At 45.5% G+C, this 22,628-nt stretch carries 20 protein-coding genes; 1 reads left to right on the top strand and 19 read right to left on the bottom strand.

What is annotated here, in order from left to right; all coding sequences use genetic code 11:
- Nucleotides 1–4: 4 nt before the first annotated feature.
- The 12 genes from PCH02S_RS15520 to PCH02S_RS15575 all read right to left on the bottom strand — a co-directional run bounded on the left by PCH02S_RS15520 (nt 5) and on the right by PCH02S_RS15575 (nt 12,597).
- Complete coding sequence (locus PCH02S_RS15520; protein WP_127454522.1) at nt 5–1,600, bottom strand: spore germination protein; 1,596 nt, start codon at nt 1,598–1,600, stop codon at nt 5–7.
- 158 nt (nt 1,601–1,758) lie between these two features.
- Entirely contained in the window at nt 1,759–2,544 is a 786-nt protein-coding gene (locus tag PCH02S_RS15525) for an ABC transporter permease (RefSeq protein ID WP_127454524.1), read from the bottom strand.
- Nucleotides 2,545–2,563: 19 nt separating this feature from the next.
- Nucleotides 2,564–3,379, bottom strand: coding sequence for an ABC transporter permease (locus tag PCH02S_RS15530; RefSeq protein WP_127454526.1), 816 nt, complete (start codon nt 3,377–3,379; stop codon nt 2,564–2,566).
- Complete coding sequence (locus tag PCH02S_RS15535; protein ID WP_127454528.1) at nt 3,376–4,380, bottom strand: ABC transporter ATP-binding protein; 1,005 nt, start codon at nt 4,378–4,380, stop codon at nt 3,376–3,378. The genes PCH02S_RS15530 and PCH02S_RS15535 overlap by 4 nt, the downstream gene beginning before the upstream one ends.
- On the bottom strand, nt 4,373–4,798 hold the full coding sequence (locus tag PCH02S_RS15540) for a DUF309 domain-containing protein (protein ID WP_127454530.1): 426 nt from the start codon (nt 4,796–4,798) through the stop codon (nt 4,373–4,375). The genes PCH02S_RS15535 and PCH02S_RS15540 overlap by 8 nt, the downstream gene beginning before the upstream one ends.
- 3 nt (nt 4,799–4,801) lie before the next feature.
- Nucleotides 4,802–5,599, bottom strand: coding sequence for a GTP pyrophosphokinase (locus PCH02S_RS15545; protein WP_127454532.1), 798 nt, complete (start codon nt 5,597–5,599; stop codon nt 4,802–4,804).
- Nucleotides 5,600–5,625: 26 nt separating this feature from the next.
- Complete coding sequence (locus PCH02S_RS15550) at nt 5,626–6,723, bottom strand: quinone-dependent dihydroorotate dehydrogenase (RefSeq protein WP_127454534.1); 1,098 nt, start codon at nt 6,721–6,723, stop codon at nt 5,626–5,628.
- A 152-nt stretch (nt 6,724–6,875) separates the two neighbouring features.
- Nucleotides 6,876–7,709, bottom strand: a complete 834-nt coding sequence (locus PCH02S_RS15555; RefSeq protein ID WP_127454536.1) for a PRD domain-containing protein — start codon at nt 7,707–7,709, stop codon at nt 6,876–6,878.
- Nucleotides 7,710–7,766: 57 nt separating this feature from the next.
- On the bottom strand, nt 7,767–9,215 hold the full coding sequence (locus PCH02S_RS15560; protein ID WP_246069098.1) for a PTS transporter subunit EIIC: 1,449 nt from the start codon (nt 9,213–9,215) through the stop codon (nt 7,767–7,769).
- 138 nt (nt 9,216–9,353) lie between these two features.
- Entirely contained in the window at nt 9,354–10,193 is an 840-nt protein-coding gene (locus PCH02S_RS15565; RefSeq protein ID WP_127454538.1) for a carbohydrate ABC transporter permease, read from the bottom strand.
- 46 nt (nt 10,194–10,239) lie between these two features.
- Nucleotides 10,240–11,145 (bottom strand): carbohydrate ABC transporter permease, encoded by a 906-nt coding sequence (locus PCH02S_RS15570; RefSeq protein ID WP_127454540.1) that lies wholly within the window; start codon nt 11,143–11,145, stop codon nt 10,240–10,242.
- 87 nt (nt 11,146–11,232) lie between these two features.
- Nucleotides 11,233–12,597: an ABC transporter substrate-binding protein gene (locus PCH02S_RS15575; RefSeq protein WP_127454542.1), complete on the bottom strand. Its 1,365-nt coding sequence runs from the start codon at nt 12,595–12,597 to the stop codon at nt 11,233–11,235.
- Between the two features lie 369 nt (nt 12,598–12,966).
- Between PCH02S_RS15575 and PCH02S_RS36705 the strand changes: the two genes are divergently transcribed.
- On the top strand, nt 12,967–13,101 hold the full coding sequence (locus PCH02S_RS36705; RefSeq protein WP_258567649.1) for a hypothetical protein: 135 nt from the start codon (nt 12,967–12,969) through the stop codon (nt 13,099–13,101).
- A 163-nt stretch (nt 13,102–13,264) separates the two neighbouring features.
- On the opposite strand, the gene PCH02S_RS15580 is transcribed toward PCH02S_RS36705, so the two are convergent.
- The 7 genes from PCH02S_RS15580 to PCH02S_RS15610 form a co-directional block, all read right to left on the bottom strand.
- On the bottom strand, nt 13,265–14,824 hold the full coding sequence (locus tag PCH02S_RS15580) for a L,D-transpeptidase family protein (protein ID WP_246069099.1): 1,560 nt from the start codon (nt 14,822–14,824) through the stop codon (nt 13,265–13,267).
- 128 nt (nt 14,825–14,952) lie between these two features.
- Nucleotides 14,953–16,572 carry a stalk domain-containing protein gene (locus tag PCH02S_RS15585; protein ID WP_246069100.1) on the bottom strand — a complete coding sequence of 540 codons (1,620 nt, stop codon included), beginning with the start codon at nt 16,570–16,572 and terminating at the stop codon, nt 14,953–14,955.
- A 23-nt stretch (nt 16,573–16,595) separates the two neighbouring features.
- On the bottom strand, nt 16,596–18,392 hold the full coding sequence (locus PCH02S_RS15590; RefSeq protein WP_127454544.1) for a FecR domain-containing protein: 1,797 nt from the start codon (nt 18,390–18,392) through the stop codon (nt 16,596–16,598).
- 32 nt (nt 18,393–18,424) lie between these two features.
- Nucleotides 18,425–20,272, bottom strand: coding sequence for a CHASE2 domain-containing protein (locus tag PCH02S_RS15595; protein ID WP_164819581.1), 1,848 nt, complete (start codon nt 20,270–20,272; stop codon nt 18,425–18,427).
- A 164-nt stretch (nt 20,273–20,436) separates the two neighbouring features.
- Entirely contained in the window at nt 20,437–20,670 is a 234-nt protein-coding gene (locus PCH02S_RS15600) for a ferredoxin (protein WP_127454548.1), read from the bottom strand.
- 66 nt (nt 20,671–20,736) lie between these two features.
- A complete protein-coding gene (gene mobB, locus PCH02S_RS15605; RefSeq protein WP_127454550.1) occupies nt 20,737–21,243 on the bottom strand; it encodes a molybdopterin-guanine dinucleotide biosynthesis protein B in 507 nt (168 codons plus the stop codon).
- Between the two features lie 7 nt (nt 21,244–21,250).
- The gene (locus tag PCH02S_RS15610; RefSeq protein ID WP_127454552.1) at nt 21,251–22,552 is read right to left on the bottom strand and encodes a DNA polymerase IV; all 1,302 of its coding nucleotides are present in this window, start codon (nt 22,550–22,552) and stop codon (nt 21,251–21,253) included.
- Nucleotides 22,553–22,628 lie beyond the last annotated feature (76 nt).

The following is a 22,628-nucleotide window of genomic DNA, read 5'->3' on the forward strand; positions in this document are numbered from 1 at the left end:
CCCTTTATCTTCGTTTTGGTTTGGTTGTCGGGGCATTGTTTTCGCGAATCATATTCTTCTGGTTAATAAATCGGGGTCTGGAGAAAAGGCTCCATTGCGGCAATCTGAGAATGGTGTCCTTCTGATCATCCATGACGAACGGAGCCATCGGAGACATGTACGGAACCCCGAAGGAACGCAGGGAGCATAGATGTTGAACCATCGCGATTAAGCCAACGGTAATGCCGAATAGGCCAAAAGTAGCCGCAAATATCATCAAAACAAACCGGATAATCCGGATTGGAATCCCCATGCTGAAAGCTGGAATAACAAAGTTTGCAATCGCTGTAATTGCTACGACAATAACCATAGCCGGTGAAACCAATCCTGCATCCACGGCTCCTTGCCCAATAACAAGCGCACCTACGATAGATACTGCTTGGCCTACCGTTTTCGGCAGTCGAACGCCGGCTTCACGCAGGATTTCAAACGTCACTTCCATCAATAAGGCTTCTACAAAGGCAGGAAAAGGAATGCCTTCCCGCTGCGCCGCTAAATTAAATAATAGTGAGCTGGGCAGGAGCTCTTGGTGAAATGTGGTCATCGCGATATAAAACGAGGGGGCCATCAAAGAGATAAAAAAACACACATATCGCAGCATGCGAATCAATGTTGCAAATTCAGCCCGTTGATAATAGTCCTCCGAAGATTGAAAAAATTGCGTAAAAAAAACGGGAGCTTCGAGCACAAATGGGGTTCCATCCACCAATATGGCGACGCGCCCCTCCAATAAGCCAGATGCAATTACATCAGGACGCTCGGTATTGTAGACCGTTGGGAACGGCGTGAACGTTTCATCCTGAATCAGTTCCTCAATATTGCCGCTTTCAAGGATACCGTCAATATCAATGCGCTCAAGCCGCTGCCGCACCTCAGCTACAATTTTGTCATTCACAATCCCTTTGATGTACATCATCGAAACTGTTGTTTGCGTAACTCGACCTATGGTCATGCTCTCCAGCCACAAATTTGGGCTTTTGATACGCTTGCGAATAAGCGAAATGTTCGTGCCTATCGACTCCGTAAAACCATCACGTGGTCCTCTCACAACAGACTGTGTGGTCGGCTCCTCTACCGATCGCTGTTGTTCAGAAGCTGTATTCACGGATAATACCTGTGTATAACTATCGACAAAAATGACGGTTTCACCTGACAAAATCCGATAACATACCTCTTGGTAGTCGTGAATCGTTCTGACTTCCCCTAAGGTCTGAAGAATATTCGTCATTAAATCAGGCAGCTCATAGAAACCCGTTTCCAGTGCTTCCACGATTTCAGCCGATTTGGCGGTCAAGCCGTTCATGATATCCTGAAATAAATTTTTGTCCACCATCTGCTCAAGAAAGGCGAAACCAACTTTGATGTTGGCATCCAGTTCCAGGTACATTTCCCCCGTCTTAAAATCGTCGCTGTTGCCAAAAGTCGCTGTGATTTGTGCGATATTCAATTGGCTGTCGCTAAGAAGGCTTATATGCGAAAGAGGATCCTCGTGCTCCTGAGAGCGCGTGCTTGGAATTCTTTTATGATTAAATAGTTGATGTAGCGTCTTGGACCAAAACATGTTATCTCGCCACCACCAAGCTCTTTTTGAAATCCGTTCATCTTGTGGGAAGTTTTCCCTTCCACGCTCAAAATTATGTATGAAAGACCGAGACAATGGAAAAAGGACCTCTGCCGCCCTAAGGGGAGAAGTCCTTTTATTTGCTGCGTCATTCATTTTCAACTGCTTGCACTTGTATAATGCCGCAAGGCGAATTTCCATAAAATACGTGTCAGCGTCAAGCAAATAGCTGCAATCGCCACACTCGAGGCAACTTGCCAAGGGCTGATACGTCCAATTAGCGCGGAAGCAGGAAAGGTTGTGATAAAAGCAATCGGAAATATATACGTTAACGTGAATCGTAAAAAACCTTTATACACAGAAACCGGAAACCTTGCCGTTTCAAAAAATGAGCTGAATAAATACGATAAGTTATCTACTTTGACAGCCCAGAAAGAAAACATCATCATCCCCATCCAAAGCGAATACACGACGACAAGAGCTGCTAGAAATACAATAGCAAACTGGATTAACTCGACGAAGCTTGGTACAGCATTAAGCTGCCAAAGTGCATAAGCGACTAAGCCAAATCCGAGCACAACGTCAGACAAGCGCCAGAAAACAAGATGCCTGAAACTAATATAAAACTGGCTATCTACAGGCTTTGTCAGAACAAAATCCAGTGTCCCTTTGCGAATATGATTAACAAGTCGCGACATATTAGGCTGCAGGATAAATTCGATAAAACCATGCACCGCATTAAATATGCCAAGCAAGACAAGCACTTCATAGAAATCCCAACCACCAATTTCCTGTGTCCGATAAAAATATAATTGCACGGTCAGGACCGCCATCACCAGCCAAAATACTGTTGATAACATATTCGCTGCAAAATTAGCGCGATACTCAAACTCTTCCACCAAACACGCACGCATAAATTCGCGAAATAGCCGAACATATTTCATCCCAGGCTCCCTCCTCTCCTCATCCGCCTACAGCGCCATATTTCTTAATCCCTTTTCTCCACAGCAATCGAAATGATACGAATAGCAGGATGAGCCATGCAAGTTGGATCGCGAAGTTCTGAAGGATTGCAGGAGACCCCACATCAATTTTACCGACCAGGAGTTCTACTGGGAAACCAACGGTACCGTAGAAGGGTAACCAAGCTGCAACCTTTTCTACCCATGAGGGAAACATGCTTAGAGGCGCGATTCGACCTGCAAGAAAGAGATGAAAGCCCTCGTAAAGGCTGTAAATTGCCGTGGCACGATTCGTCCAAAAGGCAAACAGGCCAAACTCAAAGCCGATCAGAAAACGGATGGCTGAGGACACCGCGATTGCGCATATAAAAAGTAGAATTATTTCCAAGGAAATAGTCAGCCTTAATATAGGGAACAAAGCTGCGGCAATCACCCACGCCGGGATTAAGAGAAACGCGAAAAACAGTTTGTACACGAGATTTTGCGAGATGCTCCAATGCACCGGGTGGAAAGGGCGAACTAGTTTTGATGACAAAGATCCATCTTGAATACTGGCGTCTAATTCCCATACATCCCATGTGCTCGTTAAACGGTCAACGACAAGAACACCAAGAAAATACACCATATAATCATGAGCATCATACCCGCCGATAGCTTCATTGTTGCTAATAGACAGCCACACCGCCATAGATACAAGGGGCTGTATAAAAGCTCCGACCATCCAGATCAGCGACTCACTGCGGTACGCAAACATCACCGCCCACTCCACGCGAAGCAGGACGCGATATTTTTGCCAAAATAGTGCTAATCCCTTCATGCTCCTGTGCTTCCCCCTTCGGTCCTTGTCTCAAATGCTTGAGCAATCACCGATTCCATGGATGGGTCCTCGATCGTTAAATCCAATACATTCAGCTTGGATAAAAGCCTTGCCGAAAGCTCCGAAACTTGCTCTCTCGGTACATCCACTTCAAGATCCGGAAACATATAACTCACTATCGCTCCCATCCCATGGACAACATCCTCAAGCTCTCGCTCATGCGCACGTTTGGCCAATTGAAGACGAATACGCTTATTAGGAGCGTACTTGTCAATCAACTGATGGATTGCCCCGTCATATAACAGACGGCCTTTGCCGATGACTAGCACACGCTCGCATAATGCGGTAACATCGGCCATGTAATGACTGGTGAGCAGAATGGTCGCTTTATATTTGCGGCTGTAATCCTGAATGAACCGGCGCATAACTTCCTGCATATTCACGTCCAGCCCAATCGTCGGCTCATCGAGAAACACGATTTTTGGCCGGTGCAGAAGTGCAGCAGCCAGCTCACATTTCATTCGCTCTCCTAACGAGAGCTGCCTAACCGGCTTGCGGATAACTTCCTCCAGCTCGAGAAGCTGTACCAAGTCGCCCAAGGTGTCATCGTAGATGTGATCGGGTATTTCGTAGATAACTTTGTTAACAAGAAACGTTTCTGCTGCGGGAAGATCCCAAATCAGCTGGCTTTTCTGCCCCATGACCAGAGAAATCTGCTTCTTGAACTCTTTTTTATGCTGAAAAGGAACAAAACCGCCGACATTCACTTCACCACCTGAAGGATGCAGCAGTCCAGTGAGGACTTTCATCGTGGTCGTTTTCCCAGCCCCGTTCGGTCCAAGAAAGGCGACGATTTCTCCCTCAGGGATGAAGAAGGATACATCATCGACAGCTTTAACCGTGCGGAACTTTCGGTGGAACAAGCTTTTAAGCGAAGCGAGGAAGCCCGGCTCCCGTTCGTGCACTTGATACCATTTGCTCAGCTTACGGACCTCAATCATGGCCTTCCTCCTCATGCTGGGGTGGATGCTGTTTCATTTCAACCAGAAGATCGCGTAACTCCGGGTCTATGAGATGAATGGTTAGATCATACGGAGCGAAAGGTTCTTCTTTGATCCGGTGCAGTTTCGATACATAAATACTACTTTCTTCGATCAATCTTCCTAAATCGATACCAAGGGAATCCTTCGGGTAAGGAGCAAGCTTATCCAAACCTGCGCTAAAAAGCTTAATGGAACCGCTTACGTTTCCATTCGCATGATGATAAAGGCCCACTGCAATCTGCAGTAGACCTTGATATAGAGGGCTCCGGCCTTCTTCCAGCCAAAGCTCCTCCATCACTTCATGGCATTCGAAATAATCGCGCAGCTCGTTAAAATAATATAAGTAAGCTACATATAATCGATCGTAATCAGCCATAGATCAGTTTTGATCTCCTTTTTTCGCTCGGGCGATTGCGGCCTCAAGATCGGAAGACAAGTCGCTTAAACCGTCCTCCGTTTCCCAAATTTCGTTGAATCTTAGCTGAAATTGCGCTGCTTCCCGAACTCTGTGATAGAAATAAAGTTCCTGTATGTTGCTGAGCACTTTATTGACTAAATTCGAGTTATCCTCAAACATTTTCTGCGATTCAACGATTTCCCCGCGAATGCTGGACATTTCCTGATCCAACAGGTAAGCCGCCTCTGCCGCCTTACTCAAACGAGCCCTGACATCAGCCGGCAATTGCTCTTTATATTTATAATTCAAGGAATGTTCGATCGTCGCCCAGAAGTTCATGGCAAGTGTTCGAATCTGCACCTCGGCCAGTATTCGCTTCATTCCTAATGCCGTTTGTACCGGATATTCGATAATGATATGAAAGCTTCGATATCCGCTTGGTTTCTTATTGGTAATATAATCTTTCTCGTAGACAATACTCATATCCTGCCTGCTGCGAATGAGTTCAGCCAGACGTTCGATGTCCGCAACAAACTGACACATAATCCGAATACCGGCAATGTCCTCAATGCCGGATTCCAATTGATCCATCGGTACGTTCAAACGCTTCGCTTTTTCCAACATGCTGGATATTTTCTTAACGCGGCCTGTTACGAATTCAATGGGGGCATATTCTTCCCTGCTTTTGAGTTCGCCGCGCAGCGTTTTAAATTTTACCTTTAACTCTTCTACCGCTTGTTCGTAAGGCAGGAGAAATTTTTTCCAGTCTCGTCCATCCATTGATTTTTCCTCCATTCCGAATGAAGTCAGTTGTGATCTGCACCGATTGCCTGGGAAATATGAGTATACCCATCTTTTTTGAGTAAATCTTGAAGTCCATGATTAATGTTCGTAAGAATGCCTGGACCTTCATAGATTAAGCCTGTATAAACTTCAACCAAGCTCGCGCCGGCACGAATTTTGTCATAAGCGTCTCTCGCCGTAAATATCCCGCCAGCCCCAATGATCGGAAGCTTGCCTTCCGTCAGTTGGTAGACGCGTCGAATGACCTCCGTGGAACGCTGTGTGAGCGGACTTCCACTAAGCCCACCTGCTTGCGAACGGTTCTCATGCACGAGTCCTGCTCGGCTCAGCGTCGTGTTTGTTGCAATGATCCCGGATACTCCGCTGTCCTTGATCGTGTGTACGGTCAATTCCAACTCATCATCCGTAAGATCCGGCGCTATTTTCACAAGAACGGGCTTACCTGCATCGCCATTCTTTTTCTGTTGAAGCTGCATTTCGGCCGTAACCGCATCAAGCAATCGCTTCAAATCATTCCCATGCTGTAAATTACGCAAGTCCGGCGTATTTGGTGAGCTAATATTGACGACAAAGAAGTCGCCGTATGTATATAACTCACGGATGCAAGCCCGATAATCCTCTTCGGCCTGCTCATTTGGAGTCGTTTTGTTTTTGCCGATATTGATGGCAACTGGGATATCACGCTTGCCTGTCTGTTGGAGGTTGTACGCCATCTCGTCCGTCCCAACATTGTTAAAGCCCATTCGATTGATTAGCGCCTTATCTTCGGGTAACCGAAATAACCGCGGCAGCTCATTGCCTGGTTGCGGCTTAGGTGTGATCGTACCAACCTCCATGAATCCAAAACCTAACTGAGAAAATCCTTTAACTGCTTTTGCATTTTTGTCTAATCCTGCGGCCAAACCAACCGGATTGGCAAACTCCAGTCCCCATATACGCTGGTTCATAAGTGGAGAGTTCTGCACTCCGTACATGGATTTAAGTAATTGCGCTCCGCCTGGGAAACGAGTTACCGCACTTAGACCGTCAATGGTCAGATGATGCGCCTTCTCAGGGTCCATTCGAAACAAAATCGGTTTGGCTAACTTCTTATACAGCATGTCCTATGCACTCCGTTCTCTAATGACTCTAACAGTCAGTTTAGCTGACAATGTCCAATTATGCAATCCGAAGTAAGGGGTAAACTTATTTTTTTAAACAAAAAATCCCTGCTCCATGAAGGTTGCAAGGGAATAGGTTTCATAGCCAAACTCTATACTTCCGAGCGCAGAAGCAGCCGTTCCAAATGCATCGTAAGATAACCGGTTTCGTCGTCCGGCACTTCCAATTGGAGTGCATCGCTGAGCATAAGCGACAGGACCTTCGCCTTCACATAGGTGTCCCCGTACTCTTCTTTGATTTTATCCAGCAGCGTATTTTGAAGTGTCTTTTTTTGTTTAACCCGCTCAATGACACCTTTCAAATGACTGATGAAACGCAAAGTGGAGAAGGAGTCATCGAAGTTAAAGCCTAACTCTTTCGCCGATTCAATCGTTTTCGATACGATTCTGACAACCGCCAAGGAATCCGAAGCCTGCTCCTTTTTGCGCGCGCTATTAAAATGCATCGTCAAAAAGGCAACCTCATCCTCCGGCAATTTAACATCAAGATGATCGTTTAGGAATTCGACTGACTTCTTGGCTACTTTGTATTCCTCCGGGTACAGATACCCAATTTCATAAGCAAAGGGATTTGTGATGAAAATACCTCGTTTTTGCCGCTCAACCGCAAAGTTGATGTGGTCTACTAAGGAGGCATGAATTGTCTCCGAGAAATCACCTTCCAGCATGCTCTGCGCGTAAGCAATAACCTCTTCGGTGATCCCGATAATTTTCACATCAACAGCGTTAAGAATTTGTTCGTAATTCTTGAGCACCTCTGATGTGTGCAAGAGGAATTCTTGCGTGATTTCCGCTTCATCTATCGGCATGCCAGGTGTCTTTTTAAAGCCGATCCCCTTACCGAAAGCTATCGAGTTTTTCCCTGATGTCAAATGCGCCATCACCACATTGTGTGAGAGTACATGAATGATCGTCCGTTCAATCATAAGACACCTCCCTTTCTTTGTTTCGGGGTCCCCCTCTAAATCAACTTCCGGGGATATTTAGGCTTGTCCTGATTTGTCTTTTTGCATGTGAAGCATAGGTTTAATGCTTTCTCGAATTTGCTCGGACTCCGTTCCGAATACAACGTGTACATTCCCTTTCCCAAGCCGGATAACGCCTATCGCGCCGAGCTCTTTGAGTTCATTGTCCAACACAAGCTTCTCTTCATTAACCAACAAGCGCAGTCTCGTAATGCAAGCGTCAATTGATATGATGTTGGAAGGACCGCCGATATGTTTTAAAATGCGGGTTGGACGATCTTCTTTCGTCTCAATTAAGGGACTTGCTTCCTCCGTTTCTACCTCAGCCGTTTCATCGCGAGCGGATACTTTGATTGGGAAGAAATACAGATAAACCCGGAACGTTACATAATAGAGAAGAAAGTAACCTACGCCAACAATAAGAATGAGATAAGGGTTCGTGGAGATATGCCAATTCAGCACAAAATCAATGAAGCCTGCTGAAAAACCAAAGCCCATTTTGACTTGAAGCACATTCATAAGCAGCATCGAAATACCCGTTAAGCAGGCGTGGATGATGTATAAGCCAGGAGCGACGAACATAAAAGCAAACTCGATCGGCTCCGTTACCCCTGTTAGAAAGCTGGTCAAACCGGCGCTTAGCAAAACGGGGACAACCAATGGTTTATTGACCGTTGGTGAACTTTTAATCAAAGCCAGGGCTGCTGCGGGGAGTCCGAACATAATCACGGGATAAAATCCTGTCATAAACATCCCCGCTTCCGGGTCGCCTGCGAAAAATCTGGAGATATCGCCATGCACGATTTTGCCCGTTGCGGTGCTGTAATCCCCTATTTGAAACCATGCGATATTATTAATAATGTGATGCAAGCCGGTAGGAATCAGCAGACGATTCATCACGCCATAGATGAGCACGCCGATATTTCCATTATCAACAATCCATAGTCCGATAACGCTAATCGATTTCTGCACCGGTGGCCAAATCGAGCCCATCAGCAGCCCTAGAAAAACCATAACCATTGCTGTTAGCAAAGGAACAAATCGTTTCCCGCCAAAAAAACCTAATGCTTTAGGCAGCTGTATATGCTGAAAACGATTAAAAAGAGAGGCAGACAGGATGCCGACAAGCATCCCTCCGAGGACCCCCATATCCAAGCGTTCAGCCGAGTCCGTACCTGTATGAAAAAGCTGTAATACATTATTAAACACGAGATACCCTACCGTTGCCGCCAATGCCGCGACGCCATCTCCGGACGTCAATCCGATGGCAATGCCAATCGCAAAGATTAAGGGTAAATTGTCAAAAATCGCGCTTCCGCCTGACTCAAAAATATGAGCCACCTGCATGAGAAAAGGATCACTGAACGTCATTTTGCCTATACGCAATAGAATGGATGCCGCCGGCAGCACCGCAATCGGAATCATTAAGGAACGTCCCATTTTTTGCAAAAGATACATCGCTCTCATTCTGTCTCACCTATTAAGCCCACAAGTTTGGCCGTTTCTTGTTTGCTCTTTCCTATCCCAATTATAGTAGAAAGAACACCCTCCCGAAAGGATAAAATCCTCTAGGATAAGGTGTTTTTTCTATGCAACAGTTTGCTGTTATTTCACCGCTCCCGCCGTGATCCCGCTTGCGATTTGGCGTTGGAAGATGATATACACAATCAATGTTGGGAGGGTCGTAATCAGAAGACCTGCGAACAACGGCCCCCACTCCACACGATACTGCATTTCCGCTTGCATAACGGCTAAACCGATTGGAAGTGTATACTTCGTTGGCTCATTCGTTAAAACAACGCCCAAGAAATATTCGTTCCAGTTATTGAGCATATTCGTAATCATAACCGTAATCAGTCCCGGCTGTGACAACGGCAGCATCACTCGGAAGAAGGTACCGTAATGAGAGGTCCCGTCAATGATAGCGGCTTCTTCAATTTCTTTCGGCAGCGATTTGTAGAATCCGACCAGCAAGAAAATCCCGAATGGCAGGTTAAGCGCTGCGTACACAAGAATTAACCCCAGCCACGTATTGATCAACTGCAAATCGTTGAGCAAGAAGAACAGTGGGATCAAAGCCAACGCAAAAGGAATCATCATCGATGAGATATAAATCGTAAAAATAATTTTGTTCCCTTTAAAATCATACCTCGCTAAAATATACGCCGTCATCGCCGCAAGAATCATGCCAAGCAGGGTGCTTCCTGCAGTGACAATAATGGAATTCAGAAAATAAGTGCTGAAGTTATATTTGCTCCATACATAGGAGAAGTTGGACCATAACAGTGGATATTTCGGCAGCGCCCAAGGGGCGTTCAAGAAAAATTGCTCATTATTTTTGAGTGCGTCGAGCAGTGTCCATAACAAAGGATACAGGACGGCAACGCCCCAAATCAGAAGAATGATCCAGACAATCGATTTGGCTAACGGATTTTTAATCTCCATAAGATGGTTCCCCCTCCTTCAGAATCTTTCTTTTTCTAAGATGACCTTAATGCATTTCGATGGTTTCCTGGCGCATAACGCGCTGCAGAATAAGGGTTGTGATCAGTGAGACGATTAGGATCATCACACCGATGGCCGCTCCATAACCGAAATGATACTGTTGAAAAGCCATCCGATACAGGTAAGATCCCATCACTTGGGTTGTATTGTCAGGCTGCCCGCCGTTCGTCATGAGCTGAACAATGACAAAGGAACCGTTGAGCGTTGTGATTACAATGTTAACAACCGAAACTTTAATTTGCTCCCAGATGAGCGGCATCGTAATGTTGCGGAATTGCGACCATTGACCGGCTCCATCTATATTAGCTGCTTCGTAATAGGAAGCAGGAATATTCACGATTGCAGCAATCATCAAGATCATGTAGAAACCGATACCAGCCCAGATCGTAGGCGGCAGTAACATCCAAATCGTATGCTGGGGAAAACCTAACCAGGTAATATCAACCTTTTCACCTGTAAATAGCGAAAGGAAAGCATTCAGAAATCCAATTTGCGGATTGTAGATGAAGTTCCAGAGAACGCCGATAACAACGACTGATATGACATTCGGGATAAAAAAGATGGCTCGGAAAAATCCGGATCCCCTTACTCTGAAGCGTGTCAAAGCGACTGCGAAGAACGTGGCCAGAATCATAATGCCAATCACTTTACCAACGACTAAGAAATAATCATTCCCTATGGCTGTAAGGATAATTGGGTCTTTAAATATCTCTTTGAAATTGTCAAAACCGATAAACGTGCTGTTCTCCGACATTCCTGACCAATCATAAAATGACTTCTGCAAGGCCTGTATAACAGGGTAGATCGTGAACACACAGAAGAATAAAAAAGTCGGAATGATGAATGAAGCGATGAACATATTCCTTTTCCACACTTTTGACTTGGCCTTCATTCTATCCTCACCGTCCTATCATTAAAATGGCGGAGAACACCTAGGGCACTTAGCCTTATTTGTTCTCCGCACTGCCTCATTCCGTTGCTATTTCTTCTGCTTGGCGACGACATCGGTTACACGTTTTACCCACTCTTCAGGGGTAATGGTTCCGATTGTCAAAGCAACACTCGCATCTTGCATAGCTTTGTCAACGTCAGCTGCGAAGGAAACCGTAGGTACGACCACTGTGTCCGGTGAAGACAAGAATTTGGCAGCGTCTTTAACGAAGTTAGGTGCTTTGGAGGAAGAGATGTCACCTTTAATGTTAGAAGGAGCGCCGCTCAGCTCAGCCCACTGGGAAGCTTGCGTTTTGGAGAATACGAACTGCATGAATGCTTTTGCAGCATCTTTGTTTTTCGCTTTTTTCGCGATGGCAAATGTCGATGTGGACGTGTTCGCTACCACTTTTCCACCTTTATCTTGCGTGATGGAAGGGATGAATCCGAAGTCGAAGGAAGCAGGAACGTCTTTCGCCATTTCGTTTGGCAGCCATAGACCGTTCGGGATGAATGCGTCTTTGTGCTGCAGGAACAAGGATTGGGAATCCGTATGATTGATTTGAACGGACGCTTTGTCGATGAATCCTTTATCACGCAATTGAACGATTTTGTTCAAACCTTTGATGATGGCAGGGTTTTTCCAAGCTTCCAGATTGTTAGTGGACATGTCTTGGAGCAATTTATAATCATTGTTATTAGCCGATACGATGGCAGGTAATAGTACAGCACCATTGATGTAATAAGGGTATTTACCAGTGTGAATGAAAGGATTAATGCCAGCGGCTTTAATTTTATCGCTTACTGCCAAGAAATCTTCAAAGTCTTTTGGCTCTGCCCAAGCTTTTTCTTTGAATAGGGCTTTATCGTAGAAAATACCCCATGAGCTCATAACGAAAGGAACGTTATAGATTTTACCGTCGAACTCTTGTGGCTTTTGTGCTAGCAAATCAATAATTTTATCGCCGTCAACGTTTTTCGCGTCTTTGATCCAGTCTGTCAAATCTTCAAGTTGACCGTCTGTCACCATTTGGCGATCGAACAATTCAGGTCCATCGATATATACGAAATCAGGTGGGTTACCAGCGATCCAACGGGGTTTCATTTGTTCGTTGATTTTTGGTCCCGCACTTTCTTTAATTTTCAGATCCGGGTTTGCCGCTTGGAAATCAGCAATAACTTTCTTCCACCATTTGTCGCCGTATCCGCCAACAAAGTATTGGATTTCAAAATCACCTGTTAGTTTTTTTGCTGCCGCCGCAGTAGGCGCAGCGCTTGCAGCGGCTGTGGCTGCTGGTGCTGTTGATGCAGCGGGTTTTGTCGTTTCTGCCGGTGCGGCGGTTTTACCACAACCTGCTGCTACAAGTACCATAGATGCAGCGAGGCCCATTGTTGACCATTTTTTCATGTTCATGTGTTCATCTTCTCCCTTTTTTAATAAATCTGTTTGGTTATTTTGGAGTAGCGATTTCCCGTTATCCTGTCCATCCGACGTTTGTACGACCAACCCCTTTCAGCAATCCGTTTTTGGTAAAAAATAAAAGGGCATAGTTATAGAAGAAGACTTGCATTCTTCTAATAACTAATGCCCTTACGGTAACATGTTATTAAAACTAACATATTAAATTGTTTTCGTTGCTTGGTGTGATTAAATCTTACAATATAATGACATGATCGTCAATACCTGTTACAAAAATTTCCTTGTGACTACTATATTCTATGATCGACCCATCTTGTGATATGATAGATCATATCGTTTAATCCTAAGTAAAGGGTGATTCCTATGTCCAAACGTAAACCAACAGCCGTTAATCGTAGAGTCAAAGAGGAAGTCAATAAGAAAGCCATCATTTGGACAGGCGCCATTTTGCTTGTTGTCATAATCGGCATGACATTACTGCTCATTTTGGACAAATGATTACGACTGAAATGATTGAATTTATCACATTTTGAATTGTAATCGCTTTCTTAATGATTGTCAATACAAATCCTACGTTGCTTGTATGAACAGCAAATAACCCCGCCTGAATCTGATTCAGTCGGGGTTTACTTCAATCATTTATAACGCTGACAGGACAAGGCTAATCCAACCATCTATACTTCTTGCCTGGATTGCTGTCATTTGTCTGCAGCGGCAGTCCGAAGGATTGATTCGGTTTCCCTCTCCCAGCTCCACTGCCAGGGGCCCCTGCTCCCGCTCCTGATCCGTCGCCTGAACCCGGCTCAGGCAAAATCCCCTTGCCAATGGTCACTTTCGTTTGATGTGTCACCATGTCATAAAGCTCTTCAACGTCCGCCTGCTGCATCCGCACACAACCGTGAGACTCATCTTTGCCGATGCTGGAAGGCTTGTTTGTCCCGTGAATCGCATACAGCGTATCCGATAACGTCATACCTCGGCTCCCGAATTCACCATTCGATTTGCCATTTGGGTTGCGCACCTTTTCGCTAATAATAAATTCACCCTGAGGCGTTTTCTCACCGCCTAACCCAACAGGATAGCTGCGGATGATCTTATCTCCGCTAACCAAGGCAAGAAGATGCTTATCTGTGTCAATCATGATGCTGAGCGCTTCACGCAAAGGGTCGCTTGATGTTTTAGGCTGCGAGCTGCTCGGTATAGCCGCCTCTTTGCCCTCGGGACCAGGCCGAGCTGGTTCCTCCGCTTGCTTCGTCCCCTGAGCCTGCCCAGGTGTGGCAGGATTGGTTTTCAACATCTTGAGCGTTTGCGGAAACAGCTCCTTCATCTCCGGCGTAAGCCCCGGAAGCAAATTATCCGGGTAGGGCTTGGCCAACTGATCAGGCACCTCAGGCAGCGAACCCGTTTTCGCTTGATAAGCCTTCATCGCGCTTTGCAGCACGATTGCCTGCTCACGATCCCTCATCCATTGCTCAATGACGGGAACAAGCGCTGCGCTGTCAGCAACTTGGCATGAGCATATTTGCGACTGATAGTACTTCAAAGCAGAGGAGCCCCCGCCGCCGCCATCTGACGTCACACTTAACAGCGGACTCACTGATTTGTTCCACTCAATCCATTTGCCATCTGCACTGCGCGGCGCCTGCATAATAACCGATTCTCCGGCGCTCAAGCTGGAAGTAGCAAGGACCTGCTGAAGCCTTTTCCCCCAATCCCCTTCCGAAAAGTATAACTTCGTCCCTGGCCCTGGCACTTCTCCCTGTATTTGATCGGATTGAACCTCAGCATTGGCATTCGCGTTTTTGCCAGGTGCTGTCTTTGCAGCTTCACTAGTCACACCTCCATTCGCAGAGTCTATCGCGGCTGGAACTGCCAAAAGCAGCAAAAGAACCAAAAGCGGCATCCACTTCCCTTTGTTCCTCACCCGGTTCGGACTCTCTGCCCCCTTAGCGTTCCTAGAGACGGTAGATGGATCAGTAGGAAGCGGACCTTCAATTGTTATTTTTTGACGCTCAAAAGCCTCATAAATCTCGCCAGCTTGCGCAAAACAGTAGGCCGCCTTGCCTTCTTTTCCTTGCGCCGCGTATTCTCGCCCCAATAAATACCAAGCCATTTTATGATCAGGATGCTCTTTGACATATTTCTTAAGATACAGCGGATCTTCGATCGGATTATGTTGGAAAAATCGTTCCAACTGATCTTGGCGATGATTATTTTTCACCTCGGATACCCTCCCCGCACGAACTTCGAGACTAACTCTCTCAAATTTATCGGCAGATGAAGCTTGGAGTTGAAGCTTAAATTAAAAACGAGCCCAGCAAGGTTCCCCTCGTTAGGCTCGCTTATTTCTTATTTCACAAATGATTTTGTACGTAAAATCGCTGTATGTGTGGCTTCATCCCACTGCACATCCAAGCCGATCTGCTCCGCGAAGAAACGAATCGGCACATATGTCCTGTCCTGCTTCACATAAGGCGACACATCCGTAGATTGCTTCACATCTGCTTGTCCCGCTTGTTTAAGCACAACGCCAGTTTCACCAATGGTTAGCTCTACAGTCGTGGTTCCTTTATTTAGCCGTACAATCTTTTTGCCCGCTTGTTCTGCATACTTGACTTCGAAACCAAATGTTTCGCTGATTGCTCGAACCGGAACCATCGTCCGTCCATCCTGAAGCTCTGGCTGAGCATCGAAAACTATCACTTTATCGCCATGTACGACCTTAATTCCTTGGCTGGCTAAATTATCCGGTAAATGATACGGCGTTATTTTACGGATTTTATTGTTCGAAGCATCTGCAACGATCATATTTCCTTGAGCCGTGACAATGACATCACTCGGATTATAAAATTCAGCCGCCCGCTCAACCCCATCCGTCTCACCTGTTTGCACCGTGCCGGATATCGTCGTCACCTTACCGTCCAATAAATAACGAATCGCATGATTTAAGCTGTCCGCTATCAAAACTCCGCCTTCCGAAGTCACGGTGAGTCCTTTTGGAAAATCAAACTTAGCTTTTAATGCTTCGCCATCAGCGAAGTCACCGCCAGCATACAGCTCATTTTTATCATAAATCGTATTATTGCTTAAAAGTGCCGTAGATCCAGCTACTGTCTTTACGGTGCCAGCTTGCAAATCGATGTACCGTATGCGTTGATTGCCCGTGTCGCTCACATATAGATTTCCTTTGCTGTCCAGAGCAAGACCGGAAGGCTCGTTGAACTTTGCTTCAGTTAAACTACCGTCTTGGTACTCACCGGCAAAGGATGCCTCTCCGGGACGAACCAGAATTGCACGAGTAGAGGCTGCATTCAATGTTGAAACCGTGCCGTCTGTAGCAATTTTACGAATCACATGATTCAGCGAATCCGCTACGTATACAATTCCATCAGCCGTTACCGCAACATCACTCGGATGATAGAAACTCGCTTCCGCTCCTTTGCCATCCTTCTTACCCGGAACACCATTTCCCGCAAGCGTGGTAACTTGTCCGTTCGTGTCCACTTTACGGACCACGTTATTCGCAGAGTCAGCTACGTACACATTCCCTTTGCCATCAACGGCCAACCCTGACGGCGCATTAAAAAATGATTCAGAGGCCTTGCCATCCAGGAGTCCTCCCGTCGGAAATCCTTGGCTGTTCGTCGAAACAACAACCTCCGGTCCTGCGAACGTCGTAACTTTGCCTCCCGAAACCTTACGAATAAGATGATTGCGAGTATCTGCAATCAGAATGCTGTCGTCAGGCAGTTGAAGAACACTGCCTGGCGCACGAAATGCGGCACTCAAGGCATCGCCGTTCACATCTTCAAAATCCCCAATTCCGGCGAACGTCGTAACATCCGCTAGAATTTGGCCATTACTAGAACGCAGCACATCTGCGGACAGGCCCGCCGCCCACGCGGAAGAACCTCCTAGTAAAGTCGCAGCCGCAAACGTAGAAATAAGCATATATTTTAAGGGTTTCATAGGTTTCTCCTTTAATAATTCGATTAAACACCCGTATGGAGATCTAAAGTTACCGGCTGAATACTCGATTCAACAATCGGGATGGTTTGAACGGACGTGCCATTTTTCCGTACAATGACGATCTTCCCAACACTAACTTCTTGATGCCCATAACCTTGCAAAGGAATTGTCACTAGCTTTTGAAGATCAGAAACCTTGATATTGCCTGCATCCCCATAACCCGTGACCGCGTAAACCAGTTCTTTTTGACCGTCGCCCTCATATTCTTTGATATGTTCGACATAATTGGTACTGTTTTCCCGCCCAAAAATCGTTCCATTTACAGGCCGCATATCATCGCTGTAATAAGTATTTGTACCATAGAACAGATGGACTTCTACGCCATAAATATCATTAGATTCAACGAAATTTTTCAAATTAATATCCAAGTTGTACATATTCGGATTAGAACCTGTCTCGTTTAATGTTGCTGTTAAACTCACAGCCGGCACTGGCGTATTAGGTGTTCCCGGATCAGGATTACCTGGATTTGTGTTTCCACCGGAACTTCCTCCGGAATTCGAACCTTCACCGGTCGGTGGTGTCACTGGTTTAACGGCTTCCGACGCCTTCAACTTCGCCAATGCATCCGCTTTAGCCTTTTCCTCGGCGGCTTTCGTAGCTGCATCCAGCTTTTTCTTCTGCTCTTCCAGCAGTTTAAGCTGCGCCTCCAGCTGCTTCTTCAGCTCAGCTTGCTTTTTTTCCTGTTCGAGCTTCTTTTTCAATTTCTCAGCTTCAAGCTTCTTCAGAAGTTCTTGTTTTTGTTTCTCTTTTTCAGCGTCAACACCCGCCGTTTTATCTAAATCCTTCACTTTGCTCAAATCTAATTTTTTGCTATCCTCAGAAATCTTTTTATTGGCGTCTGCAATTACTTTATCCATCGAAGATTGATCCAGTTTCTTTTCAGCCAGTGCTTTTTTCGCAATGTTTCCGATTAAATTATCGAAATTTTGTTTCACTTTATCGAGCTCATCCGTGCTCTTTATGACTAAATTCTCATCATCGGTTACATTGCCCTCAGCAAGTTCCGTTGCTTTCTTGGCGATGAATTCCTCATTTTCTTTATCAATTTCCGCTTTGTTCAAAATGAACTCTTTGATAACTTCAGGCGATGCCTGCTTAACGAAATCATCCAGATCGAGGAAATCCACTTTCAATGCCAATTCCTCAGTTTCATCTCTGCCATCAAGTGAAATTTGTTGTGTAGGATACAAGTAAGTAACGGCTGTTTTCTGCTCCGAATCCTCGCCCGTTGTTACCGTAGAAGCAGACACTTTACCTGCCCCAACCGCCATTTTGATAGCACCTGTTACCGGATCAACCATCACAAAAAACTGCGTTCCCCGGACACCCATGACGGCAGTCGGTGTTTCAACTTCAAATTCATCATTGGAACCGGCTAATGATTTCACTTTGACCCACAAGGAACCTGCCCATACTTTGAGCTTGGACTTCTTGTTTCCATCCGAAGTATTGAGGTCGGACACATTGATTTCCGCATTTTCCCCCAAAGTTACATCCGCATCTCCGTTGCTCAAATTAAGCGTTACAGATGAGCTCGCACCCGTATAAACGGTATCCCCTTGATTTAAACTCATGCTCTCATAAGCATCGTATGTTTTGGAACCTCCGCCTTTTTTGACCGTTACTTCTCCTGTTAAGGCCGATACCACAGCAACCCTAACCGTTTTGGCGTCTACAGGCTTAACAAGCAGCACGGAGATCAAACTAAATATCAAACTTAAGCTTAAACATAATGAGACAAATGATTTCTTGGACATCCCCACACCAGCTTCCTCCCTAGTTTCCAACTTTACAGATTCCCGATTACTTCATATACCGCTACGGGTTTTTCTTTCCCTTTAACTTTGATTTCACCGATAGATACAATTTCAAAAAGGTCTTTGACCCGCTCATACGTCTGTTCGCTAATAAGAATTTGCCCTGGTTTTGCATTCGATTCCAGACGTGCTGACAAATTCACGGTATCTCCGATCGCCGTATAGTCCAGACGAAGGTCTTCGGATCCAATGTTCCCGACTACAGCAGGTCCGCTATTGATGCCCAGACCGAATTTCACGCCGATCCCGTACTTCTCGATCAACTTCTGTTCAAGCACATTCGCCTGCGACTTCATTTCAATCGCTGCGCGAACAGCCATTTCCGGGTGATTGACATATTCAATAGGAGCGCCAAACATCGCCATAACACCGTCACCTATGAACTTATCAAGCGTTCCATTGAATTTGAAAATCGCTTTCGTACATACATCCAAATATTCGTTCAAAACTTGAATGACTTGTTCGGGCTCTAACCGTTCTGACATTGGCGTAAACCCGCGAATATCAACGAAAATCAGAGAGATATCCTTACGGCTTCCCCCGAGCTTGACATCTTCTCCAGATTGCAACAGCTCGTCTACTACCGACTTTGAAACAAATCTGCCGAAGATCCCCGTTACCCGATTGCGCTCTTTGCGCTCATCCAGGTAATGACTTACCAATGACCATATGTATATAGTGACTAACGCAAATTGCGGATAAACGAGTGGAGCAAATGTCGAACCCGCAATATAAAAGGCTAACCACACGCCTCCATAAACCACAAACATGCCAATAAAAATAAATAGTGCGGTTTTCCCTTTGAATCTCTCAAATAAGTAAATGGCCAGTACGGAAATAAGTAGAATAAGACCAATTCCTACCGGTGTACTTGCGTCTTTATAAAATTTGCTTTCCAACAAAGTTTGGATCATATTGGCATGGATTTCGATTCCAAACATTTTGACAGAACTGATCGGCGTAGGATATTCGTCCTGCATCGCCGTCACGAAAGGCCCAACCAGTACAATGCTGCCTTGCAGAGGCAAAGGATTTTTGCTATTCAAAACATCCACAAATGACAGCATCTCGTAACCGGTAGCAGCATCCACCTTCTGCCTGGGCAGTGTGAAAAACTCCGTCGTTACCTGATTTCTTTCATTCGTCGGTAAAACGGCACTGCCGCGTTTCCATTCTCCCGTCGCCTCATCTCGCTTAACCTTCTCATTGTCGTCAAGAACGAGATTGGCAAGGGCGACGCTGAAAGCTGGTATGAAAGTCCCATTCTCATCCGGCAATCCAACCGGAAGCTTTCGGGCTTTTCCATCTTTATCGACAAACACATTAATATGCGCCATCTGCTGCTTATTAGTAGTTAAGGTTGTCGTTGGGTAGTCAACTCTCTCAGGCACAAGATCTCCTGCTTGCTGCTGTTTGGAGGGGTAATTGATTTGAACGGGCAGGATAACATTATGATATTTGGCCAGCACTTCAGCCAATGCTTTATCGTCTGCGGGGTTTTTGGAAGGTTCAGCTAAGACTACGTCTATGCCGATTGCAGCTGCGCCGGATTGCTCCAGTTTTTCTATCAATTGCGCGTAAGTTGTTCGGTCCCATGGGAACTTCCCGATTGCTTTTAACGACTTCTCATCAATCTTGACAATTTTGATCCGATCCTCAGGTTGGCGTTCTTCCACTGATTTGGCCTTACGCAACACATCCTGAAGGGGACCCTCAATAAAATAAAATAACCCGCTCGAGTTCACCGTGTAGAAATATGTCGACAGCAGCATCAACACAAGTCCCGCTGCCAACGTATTGATCCATTTCTTTTTACCCATAAGAGCCTCCCCATGCATACTAGCTTTATTGTAAGATGGAGGAAACTAATTGGCAATGAATTGTTACAAAAAAATACAAATTGTAGCAGAAAAAAAGCCCGATCCCTTTACAGGAACCGAGCTTTTTCGACATATTGTGGAATGCGCCACAAATTGGGTTATGATTAGTTAAAAGGTGAATCCGCAACTTTGATGGAATCAGTTGGGCAGCCATCTTGTGCATCCTGTAGATCATCGAACAGATCTTCTGGGATTTCAGTTACCCCTTTGTTGCCATCTCCATCAAAAATCACTTCTGCCAATCCCTCATCATCGTAATCATAGATGTCTGGTGCTGTAGCTCCGCAAGCGCCACAAGCAATACAAGTATCTTTATCAACGAATGTATACTTTGCCATAGTTTAACTCCTCCTCATTTTATCCTCATTGTAAAATATAATATAAATGAGGACAAAGTTCAAACCTTAAAATTGTTCTGCCTTAAAATACCTTTCAACAAAGTCTGCGAGAGCAACAATGTCGTTCAAATCAAGCTTTGGCAGGGTTGTGAACCGAGAATCCAGCGTCTCCATATCCGTTGCAATCGCTACAGGCTCGTGATCTAGAGCTTGAATAATTTCACTCTGCTCTATTGTACGAAAGACAGCGATCTTTGGATGCTTTTCCCGCTTAAATCCTTCAACAAAAACATAATCCATGTGAGCATAAGCATTGATTTGCTCTTGCAAGTCAGGCTTGCATTTTTTCTCATAGACATGAATAGAATCAGTAGAGATTGTTACGACAGCTTCCGCACCGGATTGCGCAAAAATTGTAGAATCTGCTCCGGATGCTTCCTTATAGTGTCCATGTGCATCATGTTTCAATACAGCGATCTGTTTGCCGCGGCGTTTCATTTCAATGACTAGTTTAGCAATCAAGGTCGTTTTGCCGCTGCCGGAATATCCGGCAAAACCGATACAATGTGCCATAATCCCCTCACTTCTCCTCTTCCTTATGAAGCGGATTATTTTTCAAATGATCCATCTGCAAGGAAGTTCCCCTTGACTTATGATTTCTAATAAAAGCAGAAGGGTCGTCACTCATCATACCAGCGGTCAGAATCGCGTTCTCGCCAAACTTATCTCGAAGTCCATCCATGATTTTATTTAAATTTTCGCGTTTTGGCTGCTTCTCGTAATCAAATAGATCAAGCTGCACGAACGTCTCTTCTTTGCTTGTTAGATTTTGCAAGGTAATCCCCAACAACCGGACCGGCTTGCCGTCCTCCCATTGATGATCGTACAGTTGGCAGGCAGTTCTGTAGATATCATCCATGTGCTCCGTCGGCGTAGGCAACGTAACGGATCTCGTAATCGTCCTCATGTCCGGATCACGAATGGTGATTTGGATCGTAGACGTCATCAATTCCTGCTTCCGAAGCCTTCTTGCCACCTGATCAGCAAGATTCAAGAAAACGCGGTGAATCTCTTTTCTTTCTATATAGTCCCGAGGCAGCGTTGTGGTATGGCCGATAGATTTGCTTTGCTCTTGCTCAGGGTTAACCGGCGAGTTATCGATCCCATTCGCCGAACGCTTTAGATGTGGGCCCATAACGCCAAAATGCTTGCTTAGCAGTAACTCGTCGCCCTCCGCCAGTTGCCCGAGTGTGAAGATGCCCAGCTTTGTCAGCTTGTCCGCCGTCTTTTTGCCGATACCATATAAATAATTGCACGGTTTGTCCCATAAGACTGTTGGCACGTCCCGCAGGCGCAGAACAGAGATGCCATTCGGTTTTTTCATATCCGAGCCCATTTTAGCTAATAATTTATTTGGTGCAACGCCAATGGAGCAGGGCAGCTGCAGCTCCTTCATAATCCTTTGCTGGATTGTTCCGGCAATTTCAAGCGGGGTACCGAACTGTTTGGAACCAGTAATATCTACAAAACATTCGTCAATCGACATTGATTCGACCATAGGGGAATAGCTGTAGGCGATTTGCATAAAACGTCTTGAAAAACTGCGATACAATTCAAAATCAGGCCGGATAAGCATCAAATCAGGGCATATTTTCAACGCCTGTCCGACTTGCATACCTGTCTTAATCCCCATCGATCGGGCCACATAAGAGGAAGTTACAATGATCCCTCTGCGGAGCTCCACGCTTCCTGCAACTGCGATGGGTTTCCCTCTATATATGTCTGGCTCGACAGCCTCATGGACCGAACAATAAAATGCATTCATATCGATATGCAAAATAACTCTGCCTTGCTTGGGATAGTGATGCTCGACCGTCGTCATTTCACAACCCCTTCCATATTCAAAAAACTAGATGAAAGTCATTTTCAGCATACAAAAAAATATGGGTTCAAGCAAA

Origin of the sequence: Paenibacillus chondroitinus NBRC 15376 (assembly GCF_004000765.1) — a bacterium.
GTDB classification, from domain to species: domain Bacteria; phylum Bacillota; class Bacilli; order Paenibacillales; family NBRC-103111; genus Paenibacillus_E; species Paenibacillus_E chondroitinus.

What these genes read in the sequence shown, in the direction of transcription:
- PCH02S_RS15520 (WP_127454522.1), bottom strand. Translation starts at nt 1,600, where the DNA reads ATGTTTTGGTCCAAGACGCTACATCAACTATTTAATCATAAAAGAATT.
- PCH02S_RS15525 (WP_127454524.1), bottom strand. Translation starts at nt 2,544, where the DNA reads ATGAAATATGTTCGGCTATTTCGCGAATTTATGCGTGCGTGTTTGGTG.
- PCH02S_RS15530 (WP_127454526.1), bottom strand. Translation starts at nt 3,379, where the DNA reads ATGAAGGGATTAGCACTATTTTGGCAAAAATATCGCGTCCTGCTTCGC.
- PCH02S_RS15535 (WP_127454528.1), bottom strand. Translation starts at nt 4,380, where the DNA reads ATGATTGAGGTCCGTAAGCTGAGCAAATGGTATCAAGTGCACGAACGG.
- PCH02S_RS15540 (WP_127454530.1), bottom strand. Translation starts at nt 4,798, where the DNA reads ATGGCTGATTACGATCGATTATATGTAGCTTACTTATATTATTTTAAC.
- PCH02S_RS15545 (WP_127454532.1), bottom strand. Translation starts at nt 5,599, where the DNA reads ATGGATGGACGAGACTGGAAAAAATTTCTCCTGCCTTACGAACAAGCG.
- PCH02S_RS15550 (WP_127454534.1), bottom strand. Translation starts at nt 6,723, where the DNA reads ATGCTGTATAAGAAGTTAGCCAAACCGATTTTGTTTCGAATGGACCCT.
- PCH02S_RS15555 (WP_127454536.1), bottom strand. Translation starts at nt 7,709, where the DNA reads ATGATTGAACGGACGATCATTCATGTACTCTCACACAATGTGGTGATG.
- PCH02S_RS15560 (WP_246069098.1), bottom strand. Translation starts at nt 9,215, where the DNA reads ATGAGAGCGATGTATCTTTTGCAAAAAATGGGACGTTCCTTAATGATT.
- PCH02S_RS15565 (WP_127454538.1), bottom strand. Translation starts at nt 10,193, where the DNA reads ATGGAGATTAAAAATCCGTTAGCCAAATCGATTGTCTGGATCATTCTT.
- PCH02S_RS15570 (WP_127454540.1), bottom strand. Translation starts at nt 11,145, where the DNA reads ATGAAGGCCAAGTCAAAAGTGTGGAAAAGGAATATGTTCATCGCTTCA.
- PCH02S_RS15575 (WP_127454542.1), bottom strand. Translation starts at nt 12,597, where the DNA reads ATGAACATGAAAAAATGGTCAACAATGGGCCTCGCTGCATCTATGGTA.
- PCH02S_RS36705 (WP_258567649.1), top strand. Translation starts at nt 12,967, where the DNA reads ATGTCCAAACGTAAACCAACAGCCGTTAATCGTAGAGTCAAAGAGGAA.
- PCH02S_RS15585 (WP_246069100.1), bottom strand. Translation starts at nt 16,572, where the DNA reads ATGAAACCCTTAAAATATATGCTTATTTCTACGTTTGCGGCTGCGACT.
- PCH02S_RS15590 (WP_127454544.1), bottom strand. Translation starts at nt 18,392, where the DNA reads ATGTCCAAGAAATCATTTGTCTCATTATGTTTAAGCTTAAGTTTGATA.
- PCH02S_RS15595 (WP_164819581.1), bottom strand. Translation starts at nt 20,272, where the DNA reads ATGGGTAAAAAGAAATGGATCAATACGTTGGCAGCGGGACTTGTGTTG.
- PCH02S_RS15600 (WP_127454548.1), bottom strand. Translation starts at nt 20,670, where the DNA reads ATGGCAAAGTATACATTCGTTGATAAAGATACTTGTATTGCTTGTGGC.
- mobB (WP_127454550.1), bottom strand. Translation starts at nt 21,243, where the DNA reads ATGGCACATTGTATCGGTTTTGCCGGATATTCCGGCAGCGGCAAAACG.
- PCH02S_RS15610 (WP_127454552.1), bottom strand. Translation starts at nt 22,552, where the DNA reads ATGACGACGGTCGAGCATCACTATCCCAAGCAAGGCAGAGTTATTTTG.